This window comes from Nocardia mangyaensis (genome assembly GCF_001886715.1).
Lineage (GTDB): Bacteria > Actinomycetota > Actinomycetes > Mycobacteriales > Mycobacteriaceae > Nocardia > Nocardia mangyaensis.
Map to the genome: position 1 here is coordinate 3987437 of NZ_CP018082.1, position 18642 is coordinate 4006078.

Sequence of the window (18642 nt, forward strand, 5' to 3'; positions counted from 1 at the left end):
CCGACGGGTGCGGAAGACGGGTTCCTTGGCAGCCAAGTTACTGGGTGCCGCTGCGCGCCCGAACACATACCACCGTGACCCGGGCTGCGCGCGGAACCGGGCATTGCCCGCATGTCGGCCGTCGCTGCTAGGGTCGGTCGAGTTCTGACACGGGGTGTCTCGCGACCGCGAGGCTGAGAACAGACCCGCCGAACCTGTTCAGGTAATGCTGACGAAGGGATGTCACGGTGTTGCACGCCCACACCACAAATAAGTTCACCGATCACCTCTGGGACCGGACCAAGGTCCTGCGGACGGCGATCGACGACCTGGAATTCCTGCGCCTGCTCGGCGAGGGCACGTTGCCGCTCGAGGTGTTCCGCACCTACATCGAGCAGGATTCGCTGTATCTCACCGGGTACTCGAAGGCGCTGGCGATGCTGGCCGCCAAGTCACCGGACCCGCAGACCGCCGCCTTCTGGGCGTCCTCGTCCGCGAGCGCCGCCGCGGTCGAGTCGGCCATGCACGAGCAGCTGCTCACCGGCGGCGCACTGCCCCCGCGCCAGGGTGAGCCGGAGCATTCGCAGACCTGCCTGGCCTATGTCTCCTACCTGATCGCCGCCGCCGCGACGGAGTCCTACGCCGTCGCCGCGGCCGCCGCGCTGCCCTGCTTCTGGATCTACGCCGCAGTGGGACGCGACCTCGCCGAGAGCGCCGCGAAGGTGATCGCCACCGACCCCGCGCACCCTTACGCCCAGTGGGTCACCACCTACGGCGCCGAGGAGTTCCAGCAGTCCGCGGCCACCGCTCGCGCACTGGTCGACGCCGCGGCCGAATCGGCGAGCGAGCGGGAGCGGGAGGCGATGGAGAAGGCGTTCGTGCTCGCCACGCGCTACGAGTTGCTGTTCTGGGACACCGCCCTGCACCCGCAGCCCTGGCCCGCCGCATGACCGGGCGTCTGCGCCGCGCGCTCGCGGTCATGGCGACCACCGTCGCGACACTGTCACTGCTCACCGCCTGCGGTTCGGGCGGCAGCTCCGACCAGACGATCCGGTTCGCGCTGGACTGGACGCCGAACACCAACCACGCCGGGCTCTACGTCGCGTTGCAGCGCGGCTACTTCTCCGACGCCGGGCTGGATGTGCAGGTCCTGCCGTACAACAACACCTCCGTCGACACGGTGGTCGATGCCGGAAACGCGGAATTCGGGATCAGCACCCACAATTCGTCGACGTTCGCTCGCGCCTCGGGTGCGCGGGTGAAGTCGGTGCTCGCGCCACTGCAGCACTGGGCGACGGGCATCGGCGTGCGCGCCGATCGGGCCGACCTCGCGAGCCCGAAGGACCTCGACGGCAAGACCTACGCCGGTTTCGGCGATCCGGGAGAGCGGGAGGTGCTGCAGCAGGTCATCCGCAATGACGGTGGCACCGGCGATTTCACCTCGGTGGTGCTGGGTTCGTCGGCGTATGAGGCGGTCTACTCCGGCAAGGCGGATTTCACCGTCTCGTACCTGGCGTGGGAGGGCATCGAAGCCGAGCATCACGGCACCCCGATGCGGTATTTCCGGTACACCGACTTCGGTTTCCCGGACGCCTACGCCATCGTGATCGACGCCAACGAGGGCTGGCTGGCCGAGAACCCGGACCGGGCCGCGAAATTCGTGCAGGCCCTGCAACGCGGCTACCAGTTCGCCGCGGACAACCCGGACGCGGCGGCCCAGGATCTCCTCGACGCCAATCCGGGCGCGTTCAACGATGAAGCGCTGGTCTTCGAAAGTCAGCGGATGCTGGCCGAGCAGTTCATGAAGGACGCCGACGGCACGGTGGGCACCCAGACGGTCGAGCAGTGGTCGGCGAACTCGGGCTTCCTGTACCGGGGCGGCCTGCTGACCGGTCCCGACGGCGCACCGCTGACCACCGAACCCGACTGGTCGACGTATTTCACCAATGAGTACCTCCTCAACCCGTGAGCTGTCCGTAGCCGCGTCGCCGTCGGTCTCCACCGGCGGTGACGGCCAGACGGCGCGCTGGGCCGGAATCCGGTGGGCGGTGCCGTCGGTGATCACGGTGGCACTGCTGGTCGTGATCTGGCAGATCTATGTCACCAGCAGCGGTGTCCGTCCGCAGGTGCTGCCCTCGCCGCTGCGGGTGGTCCAGCAGGGGTGGGCGCATCGGGACGAGATCGGTACCCACGCGGCCGCCACCCTGCAGGTGACACTGATCGGATTCGCGGTGTCGCTGAGTCTGGCGTGGGTGCTGGCGGTGATCGTGGACTTCTCGCCCTGGCTGCGTCGGGCGTTGGTGCCGCTGTTCGTGGCCTCGCAGACCGTGCCGATCGTGGCGATCGCGCCGTTGATGATCATCTGGTTCGGGTTCGGTCTGCTGCCCAAGATCCTGGTGGTCGCGCTGGTCACCTTCTTCCCGATGGCCATCGGCCTGATCGAAGGCTTCGCCGCGGCCGACCGGGACGCGGGCGCGCTGCTGCGGAGCATGGGCGCCTCGCGGGCGCAGGTGTTCCGGTATGTGCGGCTGCCTTCGGCGGTGCCGCGATTCTTCACCGCGCTGCGGATCGGGATCACCTACGCGGTCGTCGGTGCGGTGTTCGCCGAGTATGTCGGCGCGAGCGTCGGTCTCGGCATCTACATGAGCCTGCAGAAGAATTCGTTCCGCACCGATCTGGTGCTGGCGGCGGTGCTGGTGACGGCGCTGCTGAGTATCGCGCTGTACCTGTCGACGTTCGCGATCGAACGCCTCGTCGCGCCGTGGTCGCGCGCGCAGAACAGGAGCCGACATGACTGAGGCCGGGACCGACCGGATCGTCGTCGACCAGCTCACCAAGTCGTTTCCGCAGTCCGGACGGCGCAGCCCCGACCTGGCCGTGCTCGGCGGGGTGTCGTTCACGGTGCGATCGGGTGAGTTCGTCACGGTCATCGGGCCCAGCGGCTGTGGCAAGAGCACCGTGTTCAACATGCTGGCCGGCCTGGAATCCCCCGACTCCGGCAGCGTCGGCTTCCGCGCGGCCGACGGCGAGGACACCGCGTCGCACAGCGCGTACATGCCGCAGAAGGATCTGTTGTTCCCCTGGCGAAGCATCCTCGACAACACCGTCCTCGGTTTGCAGGTGCAGGGCGTGCCGAAGGCGGAGGCCCGGCGCCGAGCTCGCGAACTGTTCCCGGTGTTCGGCCTGTCCGGCTTCGAGGATGCCCGCCCGTCCCAGCTGTCGGGTGGCATGCGACAGCGGGCCGCGTTGCTGCGGACGGTCGTGCAGGAACGCGAATTGCTGCTGCTCGACGAACCTTTCGGTGCCCTCGACTCGCTGACCCGCACCGAGATGCAGTCCTGGCTCCAAGAGGTGTGGCAGCGCTACCGCTGGATGGTCCTGATGATCACCCACGACATCCGCGAGGCCGTCTACCTCTCGGATCGCGTGATCGTCCTGTCGGCCCGCCCGGCCACCGTGCGCCACGAACTACGCATCGACCTCCCCCGCCCACGTGAGTTGTCGACCATCACCGCCCCCGAATTCGTCGCGCTGGAAGAGGAACTCCTCGAGATCCTGCACGAGGAATCACGTCGGGCGTTCACCGAGCAGCGGTAGCCAAGTGCCGCGCTCGCAAGAGTGCGGAACATTCCGATGAAGCACAGGCGTTCCTAGCGCCAGGGATCGAGGGCGAGCTTGCCCTGGGTCCGGCCCGCTTCCAGTTGCTGAAGCACCGCCGGTCCTTCGGCCAGAGGGTGCACGCGTGGGGTGCCGGGCGGATAGACGCCGTGGGCGATGAGAGCTTCGATCTCGACAAGCACCGCGCGATAGATGGCCGGGGCCGCGACCGCCATCGCGCCGAGGTGCAGCCCTTTGATCTGAACCTGGTGGGTGAAGATCAGGTCGTGCGTCGTCAGATCGGCGTCACCGGAAGCGGCTCCGAACACGACGATGCGTCCGGTGAAAGGCTTGACAACCGACAGGCTGGCCTCGAAGGTGGCCTGGCCCACCGATTCCAGGACCACGTCGACCCCACCGGTCAGGCGGGTGATCTCCGCAGCCAGATCCGGGCGACGGCTGTCCAGCACCTCGTCGGCGCCGAGGGCGGTGACGGTGTCGTGCTTCTCCGGTGAGGCCGTGGCGATCACGCGTGCGCCGTAGTGGCGGGCCAGGCGGACAGCAGCCTGACCGACACCGCCGGCCGCAGCGTGTACCAGCACCACCTCGCCCGTCTCGACCTCGCCCAGCGGCTTCAGTGCCGACAAGGCGGTGGCCCAGTTCAGGACCAGACCCAGGGCTTCGGCGTCGCTCCAGCCAGATGGCACAGCGAGCGCATCCGCCGCCGACATCGTCATGTACTGCGCGAAGGCGCCGGGCCCGACTCCGACGACGTGGGTGCCGAGCGGCAGTGGATTCTCGATGTCCGGGCTGATCTCCACGATCTCGCCGGCCGCCTCGAAGCCCGCCACATAGGGTGCTTGCGGGCCTCCTCCATAGGTGCCGTGAGTCTGCATGACATCGGCGAAGTTGACCCCGGCGGCGCCGACGCGGATCAGGTACTCACCAGGCCCCGGAGTAGGGCGGCGGTGATCCGTCGCAAGAGTCAGATCCTTCGGTCCCCGGTTCGACCGCTGGACCAGCGCTCGAACGGTCTGTTCGGCGGTGTTGTGCTGCTTGTCGAGCTCCATGCACCGACCGTAGGAACCTCACGCTTACGTCAAGGTCAAGTGGCGGTCAGAGATCAGTGCGGCGAGCCTGTCGCAGGTAGGCATCGAGTGCCGCTTGCTGGTCGCGGAGAACGGCGATGCGAGCAGCGAGCCGGTCGCGATAACCTTGCACCTCGTGCAGGAACTCCGCACACACCCTGTCGGTGCCGGTATCTGACCCGTCGGTGTGGCCAGGCAGAATCTCCCTGATCAACCGCACGGGCAGCCCGGACTCCAGCAGCGAGCGGATGACGAGCACCCGGTCGATCGTGGACTGGCAGTAGTCACGGAATTCGTTGCTGAAACGCCCAGGGACGATCAAGCCCTCGTCCTCGTAGTGCCGCAAGGATCGCGCACTCACACCGCTGACCCTGGAAGCCTCACCGATCTTCATGCCAGCAGCCAACGTCGAAGCGCAAGACAATCTTCCGGCGCGCGCTGCGACGAGTTGACGATCTACTCGGATGTCGACAACCTTCCGTCCCGCAACATCTAGACCACCTTGGCGGCGATCAGCAGGCTCCAAATCTCTCCCTGGTCGACGACCTCCACGCCGAGCTTCTCCGCCTTGGTCAGCTTGCTCTCGCCGACGCCCGCGCCGGTGATGAGCAGGTCGGTAGTGGCCGAGACCGACGACGTGGCCGTCGCGCCCGCCTTCTCGCACAGGCGTTGGAAGGTCGGACGGGCGACCTTCTCGCCGGAACGCGGGTCGCTGATGGCGCCGGTGATCACCACCGACTTCCCGGCCAGGGGCGCGTCGGCCGCGATCACCGGTGGAAGGTCTTCGGCCCGGACATCCAGGCTGACGCCTGCCGCGCGCAGCCGGTCCAGTTCCGGGCGCAGGCGCTGCAGGTGCGCGACCAGGGAGGCCGCGACCTTCGGACCGATGTCCTCCACCGCGACCAGCCGTTCCTCACCCGCCTCGGCGACCTCCTCCAGGGAGCCGAAACCGGCGCGGGCCAGGCGCGCGGCGGTGCCGTCGGAGGCCATCGGGATGGCCAAACCGATCAGCGCGCGCCGCAGCCCGACCTGACGGCTGGCATCGATCGAGTCGATCATGCGGGCCGCCGAGACCTCTCCGATGCGGTCGAACTCGAGCAGGCGCTCCCTGGTGAGCGTGTAGAAGTCCGACGGGTTCTCCAGAATGCCCGCCTCGGCGAGGCGCTCGATCCACACCGGCCCGATGGCGTCGATGTCGGCCGCGGCTCGCGAGGCCCAGTGGACGAGCCTGCGCACCGTCTGCGCGGGACAGGAGACATTGGTGCAGAACAGTTCTCGGCTGTTGCCCTGCTCGGTCACCGGTTGCGCGCACGACGGACAGGCGGTCGGCGAGACGATCTCGAGCTCCTCGCCGGTGCGCTTGGCGGCATCGAGCACACCGGCCACGAACGGAATCACATCGCCCGCGCGGCGCACCAGCACGGTGTCGCCGATCTTGATGTCGCGGGCGCGAATCACCTCCTGATTGGCCAGCGTCGCCTTCGTGACGGTCGTGCCGCCCACGAACACCGGCTCGAGCCAGGCGACCGGGACGATCTTGCCTGTTTTGCCGACGTCCCAGATCACTTCGCGCAGCAGGGTGGTCTTCTCCTCGGCGGCGAATTTGAACGCCAGCGCGCCGCGCGGGGAGTTCGATCGAGTCCCGGCCGCGGCGTAGGCCTCGCGGTCGGCCAGCCGCAGCACGGCACCGTCGATGTCGTAGTCCAAGTCGTTGCGGCCCTGCTCGATCGCGGTGATCGCCGCCTGCGCCTGCTCGGCATCGGTACACACCCGCATCTGTGCTCCCGCGACGCCCAGCGCCCGCAGCCCCTCCCCCAGGTCGTCCGCGGCGTCGTCGGCGGAAGTGTCCAGGTCGAAGCCGAAGAACTGCAGGCGACGCTCGGAGACCGTCGCCGGGTCCTTCGCTCGCAGTGTGCCCGCCGCGGCATTGCGCGGATTGATCAGCGGCTTGTCCGGGTGAACGGTGTTGTAGGCGGCGAAGGTCGACCGCAACATCACCGCCTCGCCACGCACCTCCACCCGCCCCGCGACCTCGATCCGATCGGGAACACCGTCGACCAGCGCGCGGACCAGCATCGTCACATCGTCGCCGGTGGTGCCGTCGCCCCGGGTCACGGCCCGCGCCAGCCGCCCGTCCTCGAAGACCAGCGCCAGCGACAATCCGTCGAGCTTGGGCATCACCACCACCGGCTGTCCTGGGAACCGCGCGAAGAACGCCTCGACCTGCTCGGGTTTGGTCGCCTTCTCGAGTGACAGCATCGGCCGCGAATGCCGAATCGGGGCATGCAACACCCCCGGCGCTCCCACCTGATCCAACGGATTCGGATCCGGCGTGAGCTCGGGATGCGCCTCGATCAGCGCCCGCAACTCGTCCTCGATCGCGTCGTACTCGGCATCGGCGACCAGCGGCGACCCCTGATAGTAGGCCTCACGCAGCACCACGACACGGTCCGCGAGCTCTCGAATACGTTCCCCGGTCTCCACAGCAGGTGACGCTACCGAAACCCACCGACACCGCCGCTGCCCGGTCGGGGCGACCGGGCGCACCAGTCAGTGTCGCAAGCCCGGCGAGGAGTCACCCGGGGCCGACAGCGGCAACTGGGCGAGGCAGACGATCGGCGCGAGCAGCCCGGCGGGCAGGTCACCCGAACCGGTGGCGACCGAAGGGGCAGGTGGGGCGTCCACGGCGGCTGCCGGTGCGGTGACGATCGAGGCGGCGACCACGCCGACGATGAGCACCCCGACCGCCTTCTTCGTTCGCGTCGAGTCGTGCAGCTCGCCACTGACATCTCCCCCCAGCGTGCGCACAGGGAGGTACCCGTGACATGATGTCCAAGTAACTTGTGGGGTGTTGCCGCGTCAGGCATTCGTGGAGGTATGAAGTGGTTGCATGGGACGTCGCCTTGCGTCATGTCGGCGCGCTGTTCGGGAGCGGGGTCGAGCCGTACGCGCCGACCCCGTCCGATGTCGTGCACGACGAACCGCACCGGCAGTTGCGGCGCTACCGTCGCGACACCGAGGCCACCGGCAATCCCGTACTCCTGGTCCCGCCCTTGGCCGTGACCATCTCCTGCTATGACCTGCGGCCGACCCAGAGCTTGGTCGAATACCTGCTCGACCTGGGCCGTGATGTCTACGTCGTGGACTACGGCGAGATCGGCTACGCGGATCGACACCTCGGTTTCGAGGAGTGGGTCGATGACATCGTGCCCACCGCCATCGCCCGGGTGAGCGCCGAGCGCGGCGACGCCCCGGTCGAGGTCATCGGGTGGTCGTTCGGTGGCACGATCAGCCTGCTCACCGCCGCCGGACACGCGGGCCTGCCGATCGCCTCGATCACCGCGGTCGGTTCGCCGTTCGATCAGCGCCGCAACGGTGCGATGGCCTTGGCCCGCCGACTCGGCCGTCTCGCCACGGACGAGATCGTCACCGCCCCGGTGCGTCTCGCCGGTGGCATCCCGAAACATGCGGTGCGACTCGGCTTCCGGGCACAAGCCTTGGATCGGGAGCTCACCAAGCCCTGGTTCATCGCCCGCCACATCGACAACGTCGAGGCGCTGGCCCGCATGCAGGCCGTCGACCGCTTCATGGATGACATGCCCGGCTACCCCGGCCGCTTCTACCGGCAGGTCTACCGACAGCTGATCCTGCGCAACGAAATGTGGCGAGGCACAGTGCACCTGAACCCCGACCACGCCATCGAACTGGAGAAGCTCACCGCCCCGGTCCTGCTGATCGGCGGCCGCCGCGACAAACTCGCTTCCGCCGCCTCCGTCGCCGCCGGAACCGAAGTCCTCACCGGATCCCCCACCGTCCGCTTCGTCGAAGTCGACGGCAGTCACCTGGGCATCATCGCCGGTCCCGAAGCTCGCGACACCACCTGGGCGGCCATCCGAGACTTCCTCGATGTCGAAATGCTCTCTCGCGCGTAGCGGTCGACCCTTGTTCCCGGCCACGGGTTTCACCGGTCGCGTTGTGACGCAATCACATCGATGACTCATCAGATGCTGCGCAATACCGTTCGTACGATGAACAACTGTCGGCGACGGCGTTTTGTTCGTAAAGTTCAGCAACATGACGACGCCAACGCCGTATGTCCGCGCCCTCGCGGGTGAACTGTCTCTGTCCGCGGTGCGGTTCGCTCGCCGCCTGCGGGGCCGACGGGCCGACCCACACATCTCGCTGACGCAGCTCTCGGCGCTGTCGACTCTCGTCCGGGACGGCGCGATGACGCCGGGGACGCTGGCGAGCCGGGAATGCGTGCAGCCGCCGTCGATGACCCGGGTCATCGCGACGCTCACCGACCGCAAGCTCGTCGATCGTTCGCCTCATCCCTCCGACGGCCGCCAGATCGTCATCGCCGCGTCCCGGTCCGGTCGCGCGTTGATCTCCGATGAGGCCAATGCCCGAGAGGAGTGGTTGACCACGCAACTGGCCAAACTTCCGGCCGAGAAGATCGCCGTGCTCACCCAGGCGGTCCGCATACTGAGCGAGATCGCCGCGCATCGCGAACCTGCCACGCCCTCCCCCACCGGGCGGGGCGTCGTCGCGGGTGAATAGAGTCGGGCCGCATGGACGAGGAAGTCATCCCGATTCTGCGCGTCGCGAGCGCCGGCGCAGCGGTCGCCTGGTACAGCCGTCTCGGCTTCACCCAGCAGTGGGAGCATCGTTTCGAGCCTGGGTTTCCGGCATTCGTCGAAGTCGCCCGTGGTCGCGTGCGGCTGTTCCTGTCCGAGCACACCGGCGATGCCCGACCGGATACGTTGGTGTACCTGCGGCTCCGCGATGTCGACGCCATCGCGGACGAGTTCGGCGTTCAGCCGACCGACGCCCCGTGGGCGCGCGAGATCGAACTGCACGACCCGGACGGCAATCGGCTACGGATCGGCACGCCGACCTGAACTACGCCCGCGCCTCGGCCCGCTGATGAGCCCGCGCACCGAGCTCTCGATGGAGACTGGCGGGGCCCAGGCCACGCGCTAGTCCGAGAACCAGTGCGGCACAGCCCGCTCCGGACAGCAGCAGCCCGATCGCGAAGATCGCGGAATAGCCGGCCAGGTCGCCGACGAGTCCCGCGGCCAGTCCTGCGACGCCCTGAACGATGACGATGGCGCAGGCGAGCAAGGTGTAGTCGCTGCCCGCGTGCTCGGGGTCGGAGGCGTCCATCATGAGCGCGAAGACCGCGACGGTGGCGGCGCCGCCGAAGATGTGTTCGGCCAGGCTGGCGGCCACGAGCAGCTCGAAGCCACCGACGCCGAGCGAGACGAACAGATACAGCGCGAGGCTCGCGGTCTGGGTGATACCACCGATCAGCAGCGCTTGGCGTCGACCGAACCGATAGGCCAGCCAGCCACCGAGGGCCGCGCCGACCAGTGCGCCCGCCGAGGAGAGCACGCCTTTGATCAGGGCGATCTGGCCGAGGTGGAGCCCCATGTCGAACATGAAGGGGCCGACGAGTGCCGAAGCCATCGAGTCGCCGAACTTGAAAGCGCCGATGAGGACGATGAATACGAGCATGCCAGGGCGACGCAACCGAGTCCACCAGGCACCGAGCAGCTGTGTCGGGTTCGGGCGAGGCGGTCGGTCGACGACCGGCTCACGCAGCAGCCACACCGGCACAGTGGTGAGCACGATCAGAACCGCCATGGCCAGGAACAGCATGCGCCAGCCGGCCAGGGCGAACAACCACAGCAGAGCGCCACCGCCGACGATCATGCCGACGCGATACGCGCCGACCTGGATGCCGTTGCCCAGCCCGCGCTCTCGCGGCCCCAGCAGGCGCACCGCGAGACCGTCGGTGGCCACATCCTGGGTCGCCGAGAGCAGGTTCACCACCACGATCCCGACGAACAGCCACCGCAGCGAGGACGAGAGGTCCAGGCTCGCCAGCACCATCGCGACGGCTGCCGCGGTCAGCTGCAGCGCCAGCAGCCAGGTGCGCCGGGTGCTGTACCGGTCGACATAGGGCGCCCAGAGAAACTTCAGCGCCCACGGCAGGAACAGCACACCGGAGGCACTGATCGCCACCAGCGAATAGCCCGACTCCCGCAGTACCACCGGCAGCGCCTGGGTGAAGAATCCGAACGGCAGGCCCTGCGCGAAATACAGCGATGTCAGCAGAACGAGCGTGCTCGCCGTGATCACACCCGGTCGGGTGGTGGTGCTCATGGCAGACATCGTCGCAGAGAACCCGCCGGGGCACCGGGCACGGACTCGGTGCGATCGAATCCCCTACCCCGCAGCCGAGGACGCATCGGTGGGTTCAGTCAATTGATATATAGATACGCATATCTACAAATCGCCGTGTCATTTCTAGCGCGTGGCGCCCGATCCACCCGCGCGGTCGACGGAGAATGCGAGCGTCAGCGCACCGTTGTCAGGCGATGGCCAAGACATCCCGATCAGGCGTCTACGTCCGGCGCTGGAGCCGATTCGGTCCGCGCGTTGAATACCAACTCCCAGAGATGCCCATCAGGGTCGGCGAAGTACCCCATGTACGAACCGTCGTAGGTATCGGCAGGTCGCGGAACCGAGCCGCCCGCGGCGACCGCCCGACTCAACGTGTCGTCCAGCTCGTTCCTGCTGCCGATCGCGCACGAGACGATGAGCGCGCCGGGGGCCGGGACGCTGGGCGTGATTCCGGCGCGCTCGGCATAGCTCGCGTACTCGCCGCGCTCGATCAGGAACAACGACAGGTTCGGCAGCTCGAAGAGGATGATCCCGTCCTCGACACCGTCGGTCCTCAGCTGCAACCCGTCCCGATAGAACCGCAGGGAGCGCTCCGGGTCCTCGACCGGCAATGACACGACAACAGTTTTTGGCCGCATCCTGTCATCGTATCGGGACCAGTGGCCCGACCTGGTCCATTGATCACCACGCTCTGGTGGCGTTCGCTTCTCGACCGATCCTCGCCTGCCAGCGTGGTGATCAATTGTCCAACGCGGTGCGCGTGACGCCCGGCTTCTTCGCCGCGCCCTTCATGGCGAGACCCTTGACCGGAGCCGCGGTCTCGGCGGCAGGAGCAGCTTCGGCCTTCGCGCCCGGCGCCTTCGCGGCACCCTTCATGCCCAAACCACCACCGCCGGGTGCCTTCGCGGCGCCCTTCATCCCCAAACCGCCACCGGCCGGTGCGGCCTTCGCAGCGGTCTCGGTCGCGACCTGCGCGACAACAGGCTCCGGTTCCGGTTCGGGTTCGGCCTTGGGTTCCTGGACCACCAACAGATTCGCCGACAGTTCAGCAGCCTCGACACGGGTGATCGAGTCCAACATCAACTGGGCGACATCGACGACCTCGACCCCTTCGCCCAGACCCTGTTCCTGACGGGCGGTCACACCATCGGTGAGCATCACCCGACAGAACGGGCAACCCGTCGCGATCTTGGTCGGGTTCGTCGACAGAGCCTCGTCGACACGATCGACATTGATGCGCTTACCGAGCTGCTCTTCCATCCACATCCGGGCACCACCGGCACCACAACACATCGACCGTTCCCCGTGCCGGGGCATCTCGACCAGCGTCGAGCCGGAGGCTTCCATCAACTCACGGGGAGCGTTGTAGATCTTGTTGTGCCGACCCAGATAGCACGGGTCGTGGTAGGTGATGTTCTGCGACACCGACGCCACCGGCACCAGCTTCTTCTGCCGCACCAAACGATTCAGCAACTGGGTGTGGTGCACGACCTCATAGGTGCCACCGACCTGCGGGTACTCGTTGTTGAGCGCGTTGAAGCAATGCGCACAGGTCACCACGATCTTCTTCTTCGACTGCTCGACACCGTCGAACACCGAGTTGATGACCTCGATGTTCTGCATCGCCAACTGCTGGAACAAGAACTCGTTACCCGCACGACGGGCCGAGTCACCGGTGCAGGTTTCCTCGGCACCCAAGACCATGAACTTGGTTCCCGCGGTCGCGAGGAGTTCGGCGACGGCCTTGGTGGTCTTCTTCGCGCGGTCTTCATAGGCGCCGGCGCAGCCGACCCAGAACAGGTACTCGTAGCCGTCGAAGCTGTCGGCGTCTTTGCCGAAGACCGGGATGTCGAAATCGACTTCTTTGATCCAGTTGAGGCGGTCCTTGGAGTTCTGACCCCACGGGTTGCCCTTGTTCTCGAGGTTCTTGAACAACCCGGCCAGCTCGGAGGGGAACTCCGACTCGATGAGTACCTGGTAGCGGCGCATGTCGATGATGTGGTCGACGTGTTCGATATCGACCGGGCACTGCTCGACACACGCACCACAGGTCGTGCACGACCACAGGACCTCGGGATCGATGATGCCGGCGATGTCCTCGGCACCGATCAACGGACGCTCGGCCTCGGCACGCGCGGATTCGGTCAGCTTCGCTTCATCACCACCGGCGAGCAGATACGGCGCCTTGGCATAGGCGTGATCGCGCAACGACATGATCAACAGCTTGGGCGACAACGGCTTTCCGGTGTTCCACGCCGGGCACTGACTCTGGCACCGCCCGCACTCGGTGCAGGTGGTGAAGTCCAGCAACCCCTTCCAGGAGAAGTCCTCGATCTTGCCCACCCCGAACGCGTCGACATCGGGATCGGCGGTCTCCAGGTCAATGACCTTGCCGCCGGACATCATCGGCTTGACCGCACCGAGCGCGACCCCACCGTCGTCCTCGCGCTTGAAGTAGATGTTGAAGAACGCCGAAATCCGGTGCCAGGCCACGCCCCAGGTGAGTTTCCGGCCGATGAGATAGAGGAACGCCGCCCCAGCGAGCATCTTGACGAACGCGAAGCTCGAGACCATCTCCGGACTGGCCGGTAGCACGCGCGCGACCTGCATGGTGAACAGATCACTCGACGCGTGCCCACCCCCGTAGGTGGCGATCTTGCCCGCCTTGACCAGGACGTCACCGATACCGTGCATGAGCACGATCGTCTCGATCGCGTACGCGGCGAGCAGGTTCGACCCACTGAACCGGGAGAGCCGGTCGGGACGGCGCGGATGGTTCCGCTGCCGGATGACGATCAGCGCCACGATCCCGATGATGGTGGCGAGACTGAGAATTTCCTCCAGCAGGTGATAGCCGAAGGTGTCGCCGATGAGCGGCCAGCTGAACTCGGGATCGAAGGTCTGCCCATAGGACGCGAAATAGAAGACCATGCCGAGCAGGAAACCGACCATCACCAGCCAGTGCGCCCAGCCGACGGTCCGGAACTTGTTCATCCGGGTGTGCGCGACGACCTCGACCGCAACGGTTTTCCCGCGCGGCAGGATCGGGCGTATCCGTGACCGGTCGGGCTGGCCCGCCCGGAAGAGACGAATCATCCGAGTCAACCCGAGAATCAATGATCCCCAACAGACCACGGTGATGACGGCGCCGATGATCCCCAGCGTGATCGTCACGGTGTTCACGGAAATACCCCCAGTCCTGAGCGGTCACCGACCAGCGCCAAAGTGATGTTACTGACCGGTAACTTAGATCTTTGGCCAAGCTATCATCGAAATCTCGAATAGGAAAGCCCCGTGAAAGAACCGCAATCCGCTTCGGACACAGGATCTTCCCGTGCATCCCCGCGTCGCCCGTGCCTGGGCACCCGCTTCGACGGCACATCACAGCACTCCCGCGAGCATCGAGGTCACGCCGAACAGGACGAGTCTGCAGATCTCCGGCGCCGTCGCCGGCCGAAGGTGCAGATCAGGCGAATACCCCGCGAACGGCGACGTGGTCCTCGACGCGGCCACCGTGGCGGAGGCGCTGCCCGGTCACCGGCAGCAGGTGTCTTTGGTCCCTCGATTGCGGGCATCAGGACCCTCAACGACGCAACCTGTCTCGAGCGACGCTGACGACATGACAGTTGCGCCCCCGCCCCGCATCGCCGTCCTCTCCGCGACCGCACCTGGATCATCCCGAGGCATCGCGGAATTCGTCTGGGACGACCTGGTCAGCCGCGGTGCGCATGCGGAGCTGCACGAGATCGCTCACGCGCCGGACCTGTCGGCTTTCGACGCCGTCGTTCTCGGGGGTCCGGTCCAGGACGGGCGGCTGCCAGCAGAAGCCATGGCCTACCTACGCGACAATCTCGGCGCCCTGGAAGACAAGGAACTCTGGCTGTTCGGGGTCTCCCCCGCCCCGCACACTCCGAACGGTCGACACCCGAGGCAGGACCTGGAAGATCTCCTCGCCGTCCTGCGACCGCGCGACTACGTCGGTTTCAGAGGAGGACACCACACCGATCGCTGTGACTGGCAGTCCGTTCGGACATGGTCGGACAGTATCGCGCTCGCACACGGACTGACCGATGCTTCGGTCGGTTTCAGCTAGCCAGGATCGGGTGTCGGTGGCGCCTCGAGGATCGAGCGGACGGCGCGGGCGAAATCCTCGGTCGCGGTGCGGGCCTCGTGATCGACGAGCATGCTGGCGAAACCGTGCGGCAGGTTGTCGAACCGGCGGAGCTCGGCGTCGACCCCGCTGCCGAGCAGTCGTGTGACCAGCGTCGAGCCCTGATCGCGCAGCACATCCATGCCCGCGGTAGCGACGTAGGTGCGGGGCATCGGCGACACATCGGCTGCGGACAGCACCGAGAAGCGCGGATCCGCTTGCTCACGCGCGGTCGGGGCATACCATCGCATCGCCCGGCGGACACAGCCTTCGTCGAGCGGGACGGTGAACATCGTCGTCGACGGGTAGCGATCCAGGTTCCAGTCCAGCGCCGGATACAGCAGGGCGACGGCGGCGGGACGAAAGCGTGATTCGACCGTGAGCGCGACGGCAGCGGCAAGATTGCCGCCCGCGCTGTCACCACCGATTCCGATGCGGGCGGCATCGATGCCCCAGTGTTCGGCATGGTCGACCGCGTAGCGAAAAGTCGCAGCGACGTCATCGAACGCGGCCGGAAACGGATGTTCGGGAGCCAGCCGATAGTCCGCCGAGAAGATCGCGATTCCGGCGCGGTCGGCGAGGAACCGCAGCACGTTGTCGTACCCCGCGACACTGCCGACGTGCCAGCCACCGCCGTGCACGAAGACCAGCAGCGACTGTGCCGGTGCGCCCTTTTCCGGTTGGTACAAGCGGCCGGCCAACGGCCCCGCGCTCCCGGGGATCGTCCACTCCGAGGTTCGGACCGGGCCCGTCCGAACCGCCGTCGCCGCGCGCATCAGCCAATCGAGCCGGCCTCGCGTGCGGGCTGACGGTGCGCGCCGGGCAAGGAGATCGCGTTTGCCCATGGTGGCCAGCAGATGGAGCCGTGGGTTCAGTTGCTGACCATCGAGGACCGGCGGCCGTATCGGCAAGCGGTCGGAAATCCCCGGGGACACGGCCAGCACTGTCCCGACCGATCGCTCGATCATCACGCCCACCTCATCGACCAACCGCAAGCTACTACCTCGATCCACGGCCCGGCACCGCACTCGCTGGAGTCTAGCGCCACCGCGGCTCCTGCTAGTGAGGTATGCCTTGCCTCATCGCGTCGAGAACGTTCTAATGCTTGCGGACCGGTAACCACATGTTCGGAGGATGATCGTCATCGCGAGTCAGGATCGACAGCACAGTTCTCTCACCCGTCGCCGATTCTTCGTAGTGGCGGGGGCGGTCGGGCTCGGCGCCGGTCTGGCGGCGTGCGGCGCGGGCCCGGAGGAAGGCTCGAGCGGCACGGGGAGCTGGGAGTTCGCCGATGGTCTCGGTGAGACACTGCGCTTGAACGACACCCCGAGCCGGGTGGTCGCGTTCACCGGCTCGGCCGGGGCGCTCGCCGACTACGGCGTGCGCGAGCGCATCGTCGGGATCTTCGGCGAAGCGAGCTCGGAACAGCTGCTGGGCGAGCTGGACACGGTGGATGTGACGGTGATCGGCGATGCCTGGGGCGAGTTCGACCTCGAGAAGTACGCGACCCTGGAGCCGGATCTGCTCGTCACCGATTCCTATGTGCCCGAACGGCTCTGGTACGTCCCTGACGACAACCTCACCAAAATCCGCTCGGCGAACCCCAACGTGGTCGCCGTCGAGATCGCCAATCAGCGGCTGCTCGACATCATCGAACGCTATCGAAGCCTGGCCGAGGCACTGGGTGCCGACACCACCAGCGCGGCCGTCGCCGCCGCCGAGCAGCGCTTCGCCGATGCCGCGCAGGCAGTCCGGGACGCGGTCGCGGCGCGGCCGGGTCTGCGCGTGCTCGCCGCCTCGGCGAACCCGCAGCTGTTCTATGTCTCCGATCCGCGCGTCTCGGCGGACCTGCGCTTCTTCACCGAACTCGGGGTCGATCTGGTCGTGCCCGATCAGGTCGACCCCGGCGGCTTCTTCCAATCGCTGAGCTGGGAGACCGCCGACCGCTACGACGCCGACGTGATCCTGCTCGACGACCGGAGCATCGGCATGTCACCGCAAGCCCTTGCCGAACAAACGGTCTGGCGCGGTCTGCCCGCTGTCCGCGCCGGGCAGGTCGCGCCCTGGTCACCGGTCTTCCGGTTCTCGCACGCCGCCACCGCTCCCCTGCTGGAGCGACTGGCCGCCACGATTCGCGATGCGAACAAGGTGATCTGACCGCTCCAGCGCCCGAACAGGCAAACGCCGATCCAGCAGGTGCTGGGCGCGGGCCGATTTCGCCGAAGTGCCTGATAGAAAGCATCTTTCGTGGTTTGCCGAACCTCAGTGCCCGCGCGCGACCGCCTTCGCGGCGGCGCGCGCGGCGACCAGGATCGGGTCCCAGACCGGGGAGAAGGGTGGGGCGTAGCCGAGGTCGAGCGCGGTCATCTGCTCCACGGTCATCCGGGCGGTGAGCGCGACGGCGGCGACGTCGATGCGCTTGGCGGCGCCATCGCGGCCGACGATCTGCACGCCGAGCAATCGACCGGTCCGCCGTTCGGCGAGCATCTTCACCGTCATCGGCGCCGCACCCGGGAAATAGCCTGCGCGCCCGGTGGATTCGATCGTGACGGCATGAAACTGCAAGCCGGCGCGCAGGGCGTCGGCCTCCCCCAAGCCGGTCCGCGCCACCTCGAGATCACACACCTTGCTGATCGCGGTACCGACCACCCCGGGGAAAGTGGCGTATCCCCCGCCGACGCCGGTGCCGATGATCTGGCCGTGCTTGTTGGCGTGAGTGCCGAGCGGAATGTGGCGTAGCGCACCGGCCACCAGGTCGAGCACCTCCACGCAGTCACCGCCCGCCCAGATGTCGTCGTATCCGTGCACCCGCTGGGCGAGGTCGGTGAGCAGGCCGCCGGACTCGCCCACCGGCAGTCCGGCGCGGCGGGCCAGCTCGGTGGTGGGGCGCACGCCGATGCCCAGGACGACCACGTCCGCCGGATACTCGGCGTCGGCGGTGGACACGGCCTGGACGCGACCGTCCGCGCCGGTCCGTATGCCGGTCACCTCGGCGCCGGTGATCAGCCGGATATCCATGCCCACCATGGCTTTTCGCACGAGCGCACCCATGTCGGAGTCGAGCGTGGACATGGGTTCTGCGGCCCGGGTGACCATGGTGACCCGGAAACCGCGCCGCACCAGGGCCTCGGCCATCTCCACCCCGATGTATCCGGCGCCGATCACGACGGCTTCCCGGCCGGTCGTCGCGGCCAGCCCGTCGATGAGGGCCTGGCCGTCGTCGAGGGTCTGCACGCCGTACACGCCCTCGGCGTCGATGCCGGGCAGCGGCGGACGGATCGGGGTGGCGCCGGTGGCGAGGACGAGCTTGTCGTAGGTCGTCCAGGTCCGCTCGTCGGTGTCGAGATCACGGGCGAGCACTCGCCGTCGGGCGACATCGATGTCGGTCACCTCGGTCCGCAACCGCAGATCGATGTCGCGGGCGCGGTGCTCGGCGGGCGAACGCGCGATCAGGTCGTCGGCGTCGGCGACGTCCCCGCTCACCCAGTACGGGATTCCGCAGGCCGAATACGAGGTGTGGTTGCCCTTGTCGAACACGATGATCTCGAGTTCGTCGGCCGCGCGCAGCCTGCGCGCCTGGGAGGCCGCCGACATCCCGGTCGCGTCGGCCCCGATGATCACCATGCGTTCGCCCATGGC

17 protein-coding genes, 1 pseudogene and 1 riboswitch are annotated in these 18642 nt (G+C 67.3%); of the genes and pseudogenes, 9 read left to right on the forward strand and 9 right to left on the reverse strand.

Annotated features, from left to right (window positions below):
• The first annotated feature begins 140 nt into the window (after positions 1-140).
• A riboswitch (TPP riboswitch) is annotated at positions 141-237 on the forward strand.
• From BOX37_RS17985 to BOX37_RS18000, 4 genes are all read left to right on the forward strand, one after another.
• On the forward strand, positions 228-929 hold the full coding sequence (locus tag BOX37_RS17985; protein ID WP_071931619.1) for a TenA family protein: 702 nt from the start codon (positions 228-230) through the stop codon (positions 927-929). Its footprint overlaps the riboswitch before it by 10 nt.
• Positions 926-1948, forward strand: a complete 1023-nt coding sequence (locus BOX37_RS17990) for an ABC transporter substrate-binding protein (protein ID WP_071928672.1) — start codon at positions 926-928, stop codon at positions 1946-1948. Before BOX37_RS17985 ends, BOX37_RS17990 begins: the two co-directional genes overlap by 4 nt.
• The gene (locus BOX37_RS17995; protein ID WP_240504921.1) at positions 1926-2777 is read left to right on the forward strand and encodes an ABC transporter permease; all 852 of its coding nucleotides are present in this window, start codon (positions 1926-1928) and stop codon (positions 2775-2777) included. The genes BOX37_RS17990 and BOX37_RS17995 overlap by 23 nt, the downstream gene beginning before the upstream one ends.
• Entirely contained in the window at positions 2770-3576 is an 807-nt protein-coding gene (locus BOX37_RS18000) for an ABC transporter ATP-binding protein (RefSeq protein WP_071928673.1), read from the forward strand. Before BOX37_RS17995 ends, BOX37_RS18000 begins: the two co-directional genes overlap by 8 nt.
• Before the next feature lie 53 nt (positions 3577-3629).
• On the opposite strand, the gene BOX37_RS18005 is transcribed toward BOX37_RS18000, so the two are convergent.
• The 4 genes from BOX37_RS18005 to BOX37_RS18020 form a co-directional block, all read right to left on the reverse strand.
• Complete coding sequence (locus tag BOX37_RS18005) at positions 3630-4646, reverse strand: NADPH:quinone oxidoreductase family protein (RefSeq protein WP_071928674.1); 1017 nt, start codon at positions 4644-4646, stop codon at positions 3630-3632.
• A gap of 46 nt (positions 4647-4692) precedes the next feature.
• Positions 4693-5058, reverse strand: coding sequence for a MerR family transcriptional regulator (locus BOX37_RS18010; protein ID WP_071928675.1), 366 nt, complete (start codon positions 5056-5058; stop codon positions 4693-4695).
• A 98-nt stretch (positions 5059-5156) separates the two neighbouring features.
• On the reverse strand, positions 5157-7148 hold the full coding sequence (gene ligA, locus BOX37_RS18015; RefSeq protein WP_071928676.1) for an NAD-dependent DNA ligase LigA: 1992 nt from the start codon (positions 7146-7148) through the stop codon (positions 5157-5159).
• A gap of 66 nt (positions 7149-7214) precedes the next feature.
• Positions 7215-7472, reverse strand: coding sequence for a hypothetical protein (locus BOX37_RS18020; RefSeq protein WP_071928677.1), 258 nt, complete (start codon positions 7470-7472; stop codon positions 7215-7217).
• 74 nt (positions 7473-7546) lie between these two features.
• Between BOX37_RS18020 and BOX37_RS18025 the strand changes: the two genes are divergently transcribed.
• The 3 genes from BOX37_RS18025 (at position 7547) to BOX37_RS18035 (ending at position 9565) form a co-directional block, all read left to right on the forward strand.
• Positions 7547-8596, forward strand: coding sequence for an alpha/beta fold hydrolase (locus BOX37_RS18025; protein ID WP_071928678.1), 1050 nt, complete (start codon positions 7547-7549; stop codon positions 8594-8596).
• Between the two features lie 142 nt (positions 8597-8738).
• A complete protein-coding gene (locus tag BOX37_RS18030; RefSeq protein ID WP_071928679.1) occupies positions 8739-9224 on the forward strand; it encodes a MarR family winged helix-turn-helix transcriptional regulator in 486 nt (161 codons plus the stop codon).
• An 11-nt stretch (positions 9225-9235) separates the two neighbouring features.
• Complete coding sequence (locus BOX37_RS18035) at positions 9236-9565, forward strand: glyoxalase superfamily protein (RefSeq protein ID WP_071928680.1); 330 nt, start codon at positions 9236-9238, stop codon at positions 9563-9565.
• A 1-nt stretch (position 9566) separates the two neighbouring features.
• Here the strand turns inward: BOX37_RS18035 and BOX37_RS18040 are convergent, their stop codons facing one another.
• The 3 genes and pseudogenes from BOX37_RS18040 to BOX37_RS18050 form a co-directional block, all read right to left on the reverse strand.
• Positions 9567-10832, reverse strand: coding sequence for an MFS transporter (locus BOX37_RS18040; RefSeq protein WP_071928681.1), 1266 nt, complete (start codon positions 10830-10832; stop codon positions 9567-9569).
• Between the two features lie 233 nt (positions 10833-11065).
• Entirely contained in the window at positions 11066-11470 is a 405-nt protein-coding gene (locus tag BOX37_RS18045; protein ID WP_206045681.1) for a VOC family protein, read from the reverse strand.
• 148 nt (positions 11471-11618) lie between these two features.
• A pseudogene (locus tag BOX37_RS18050) lies at positions 11619-14036 on the reverse strand ((Fe-S)-binding protein); the annotation flags it as partial.
• Positions 14037-14472: 436 nt separating this feature from the next.
• Between BOX37_RS18050 and BOX37_RS18055 the strand changes: the two are divergent.
• Positions 14473-14946: a flavodoxin domain-containing protein gene (locus BOX37_RS18055; RefSeq protein WP_071928683.1), complete on the forward strand. Its 474-nt coding sequence runs from the start codon at positions 14473-14475 to the stop codon at positions 14944-14946.
• Here BOX37_RS18055 and BOX37_RS18060 read toward each other — a convergent pair.
• Complete coding sequence (locus BOX37_RS18060) at positions 14943-15971, reverse strand: alpha/beta hydrolase (protein ID WP_156910448.1); 1029 nt, start codon at positions 15969-15971, stop codon at positions 14943-14945. The two genes, BOX37_RS18055 and BOX37_RS18060, sit on opposite strands and share 4 nt — an antisense overlap.
• A 166-nt stretch (positions 15972-16137) precedes the next feature.
• Here BOX37_RS18060 and BOX37_RS18065 point away from each other — a divergent pair, with 166 nt between their 5' ends.
• Positions 16138-17160, forward strand: coding sequence for an ABC transporter substrate-binding protein (locus BOX37_RS18065; protein ID WP_071928685.1), 1023 nt, complete (start codon positions 16138-16140; stop codon positions 17158-17160).
• Between the two features lie 105 nt (positions 17161-17265).
• On the opposite strand, the gene BOX37_RS18070 is transcribed toward BOX37_RS18065, so the two are convergent.
• Positions 17266-18639 carry an FAD-dependent oxidoreductase gene (locus BOX37_RS18070; protein WP_071931620.1) on the reverse strand — a complete coding sequence of 458 codons (1374 nt, stop codon included), beginning with the start codon at positions 18637-18639 and terminating at the stop codon, positions 17266-17268.
• Positions 18640-18642 lie beyond the last annotated feature (3 nt).

Excerpts from the sequence above, each read along its gene's own strand:
- BOX37_RS17990 (WP_071928672.1), top strand. The coding sequence starts at position 926 with ATGACCGGGCGTCTGCGCCGCGCGCTCGCGGTCATGGCGACCACCGTC.
- BOX37_RS17995 (WP_240504921.1), top strand. The coding sequence starts at position 1,926 with ATGAGTACCTCCTCAACCCGTGAGCTGTCCGTAGCCGCGTCGCCGTCG.
- BOX37_RS18000 (WP_071928673.1), top strand. The coding sequence starts at position 2,770 with ATGACTGAGGCCGGGACCGACCGGATCGTCGTCGACCAGCTCACCAAG.
- BOX37_RS18005 (WP_071928674.1), bottom strand. The coding sequence starts at position 4,646 with ATGGAGCTCGACAAGCAGCACAACACCGCCGAACAGACCGTTCGAGCG.
- BOX37_RS18010 (WP_071928675.1), bottom strand. The coding sequence starts at position 5,058 with ATGAAGATCGGTGAGGCTTCCAGGGTCAGCGGTGTGAGTGCGCGATCC.
- BOX37_RS18030 (WP_071928679.1), top strand. The coding sequence starts at position 8,739 with ATGACGACGCCAACGCCGTATGTCCGCGCCCTCGCGGGTGAACTGTCT.
- BOX37_RS18035 (WP_071928680.1), top strand. The coding sequence starts at position 9,236 with ATGGACGAGGAAGTCATCCCGATTCTGCGCGTCGCGAGCGCCGGCGCA.
- BOX37_RS18040 (WP_071928681.1), bottom strand. The coding sequence starts at position 10,832 with ATGAGCACCACCACCCGACCGGGTGTGATCACGGCGAGCACGCTCGTT.
- BOX37_RS18055 (WP_071928683.1), top strand. The coding sequence starts at position 14,473 with ATGACAGTTGCGCCCCCGCCCCGCATCGCCGTCCTCTCCGCGACCGCA.
- BOX37_RS18060 (WP_156910448.1), bottom strand. The coding sequence starts at position 15,971 with ATGATCGAGCGATCGGTCGGGACAGTGCTGGCCGTGTCCCCGGGGATT.
- BOX37_RS18065 (WP_071928685.1), top strand. The coding sequence starts at position 16,138 with ATGATCGTCATCGCGAGTCAGGATCGACAGCACAGTTCTCTCACCCGT.
- BOX37_RS18070 (WP_071931620.1), bottom strand. The coding sequence starts at position 18,639 with ATGGGCGAACGCATGGTGATCATCGGGGCCGACGCGACCGGGATGTCG.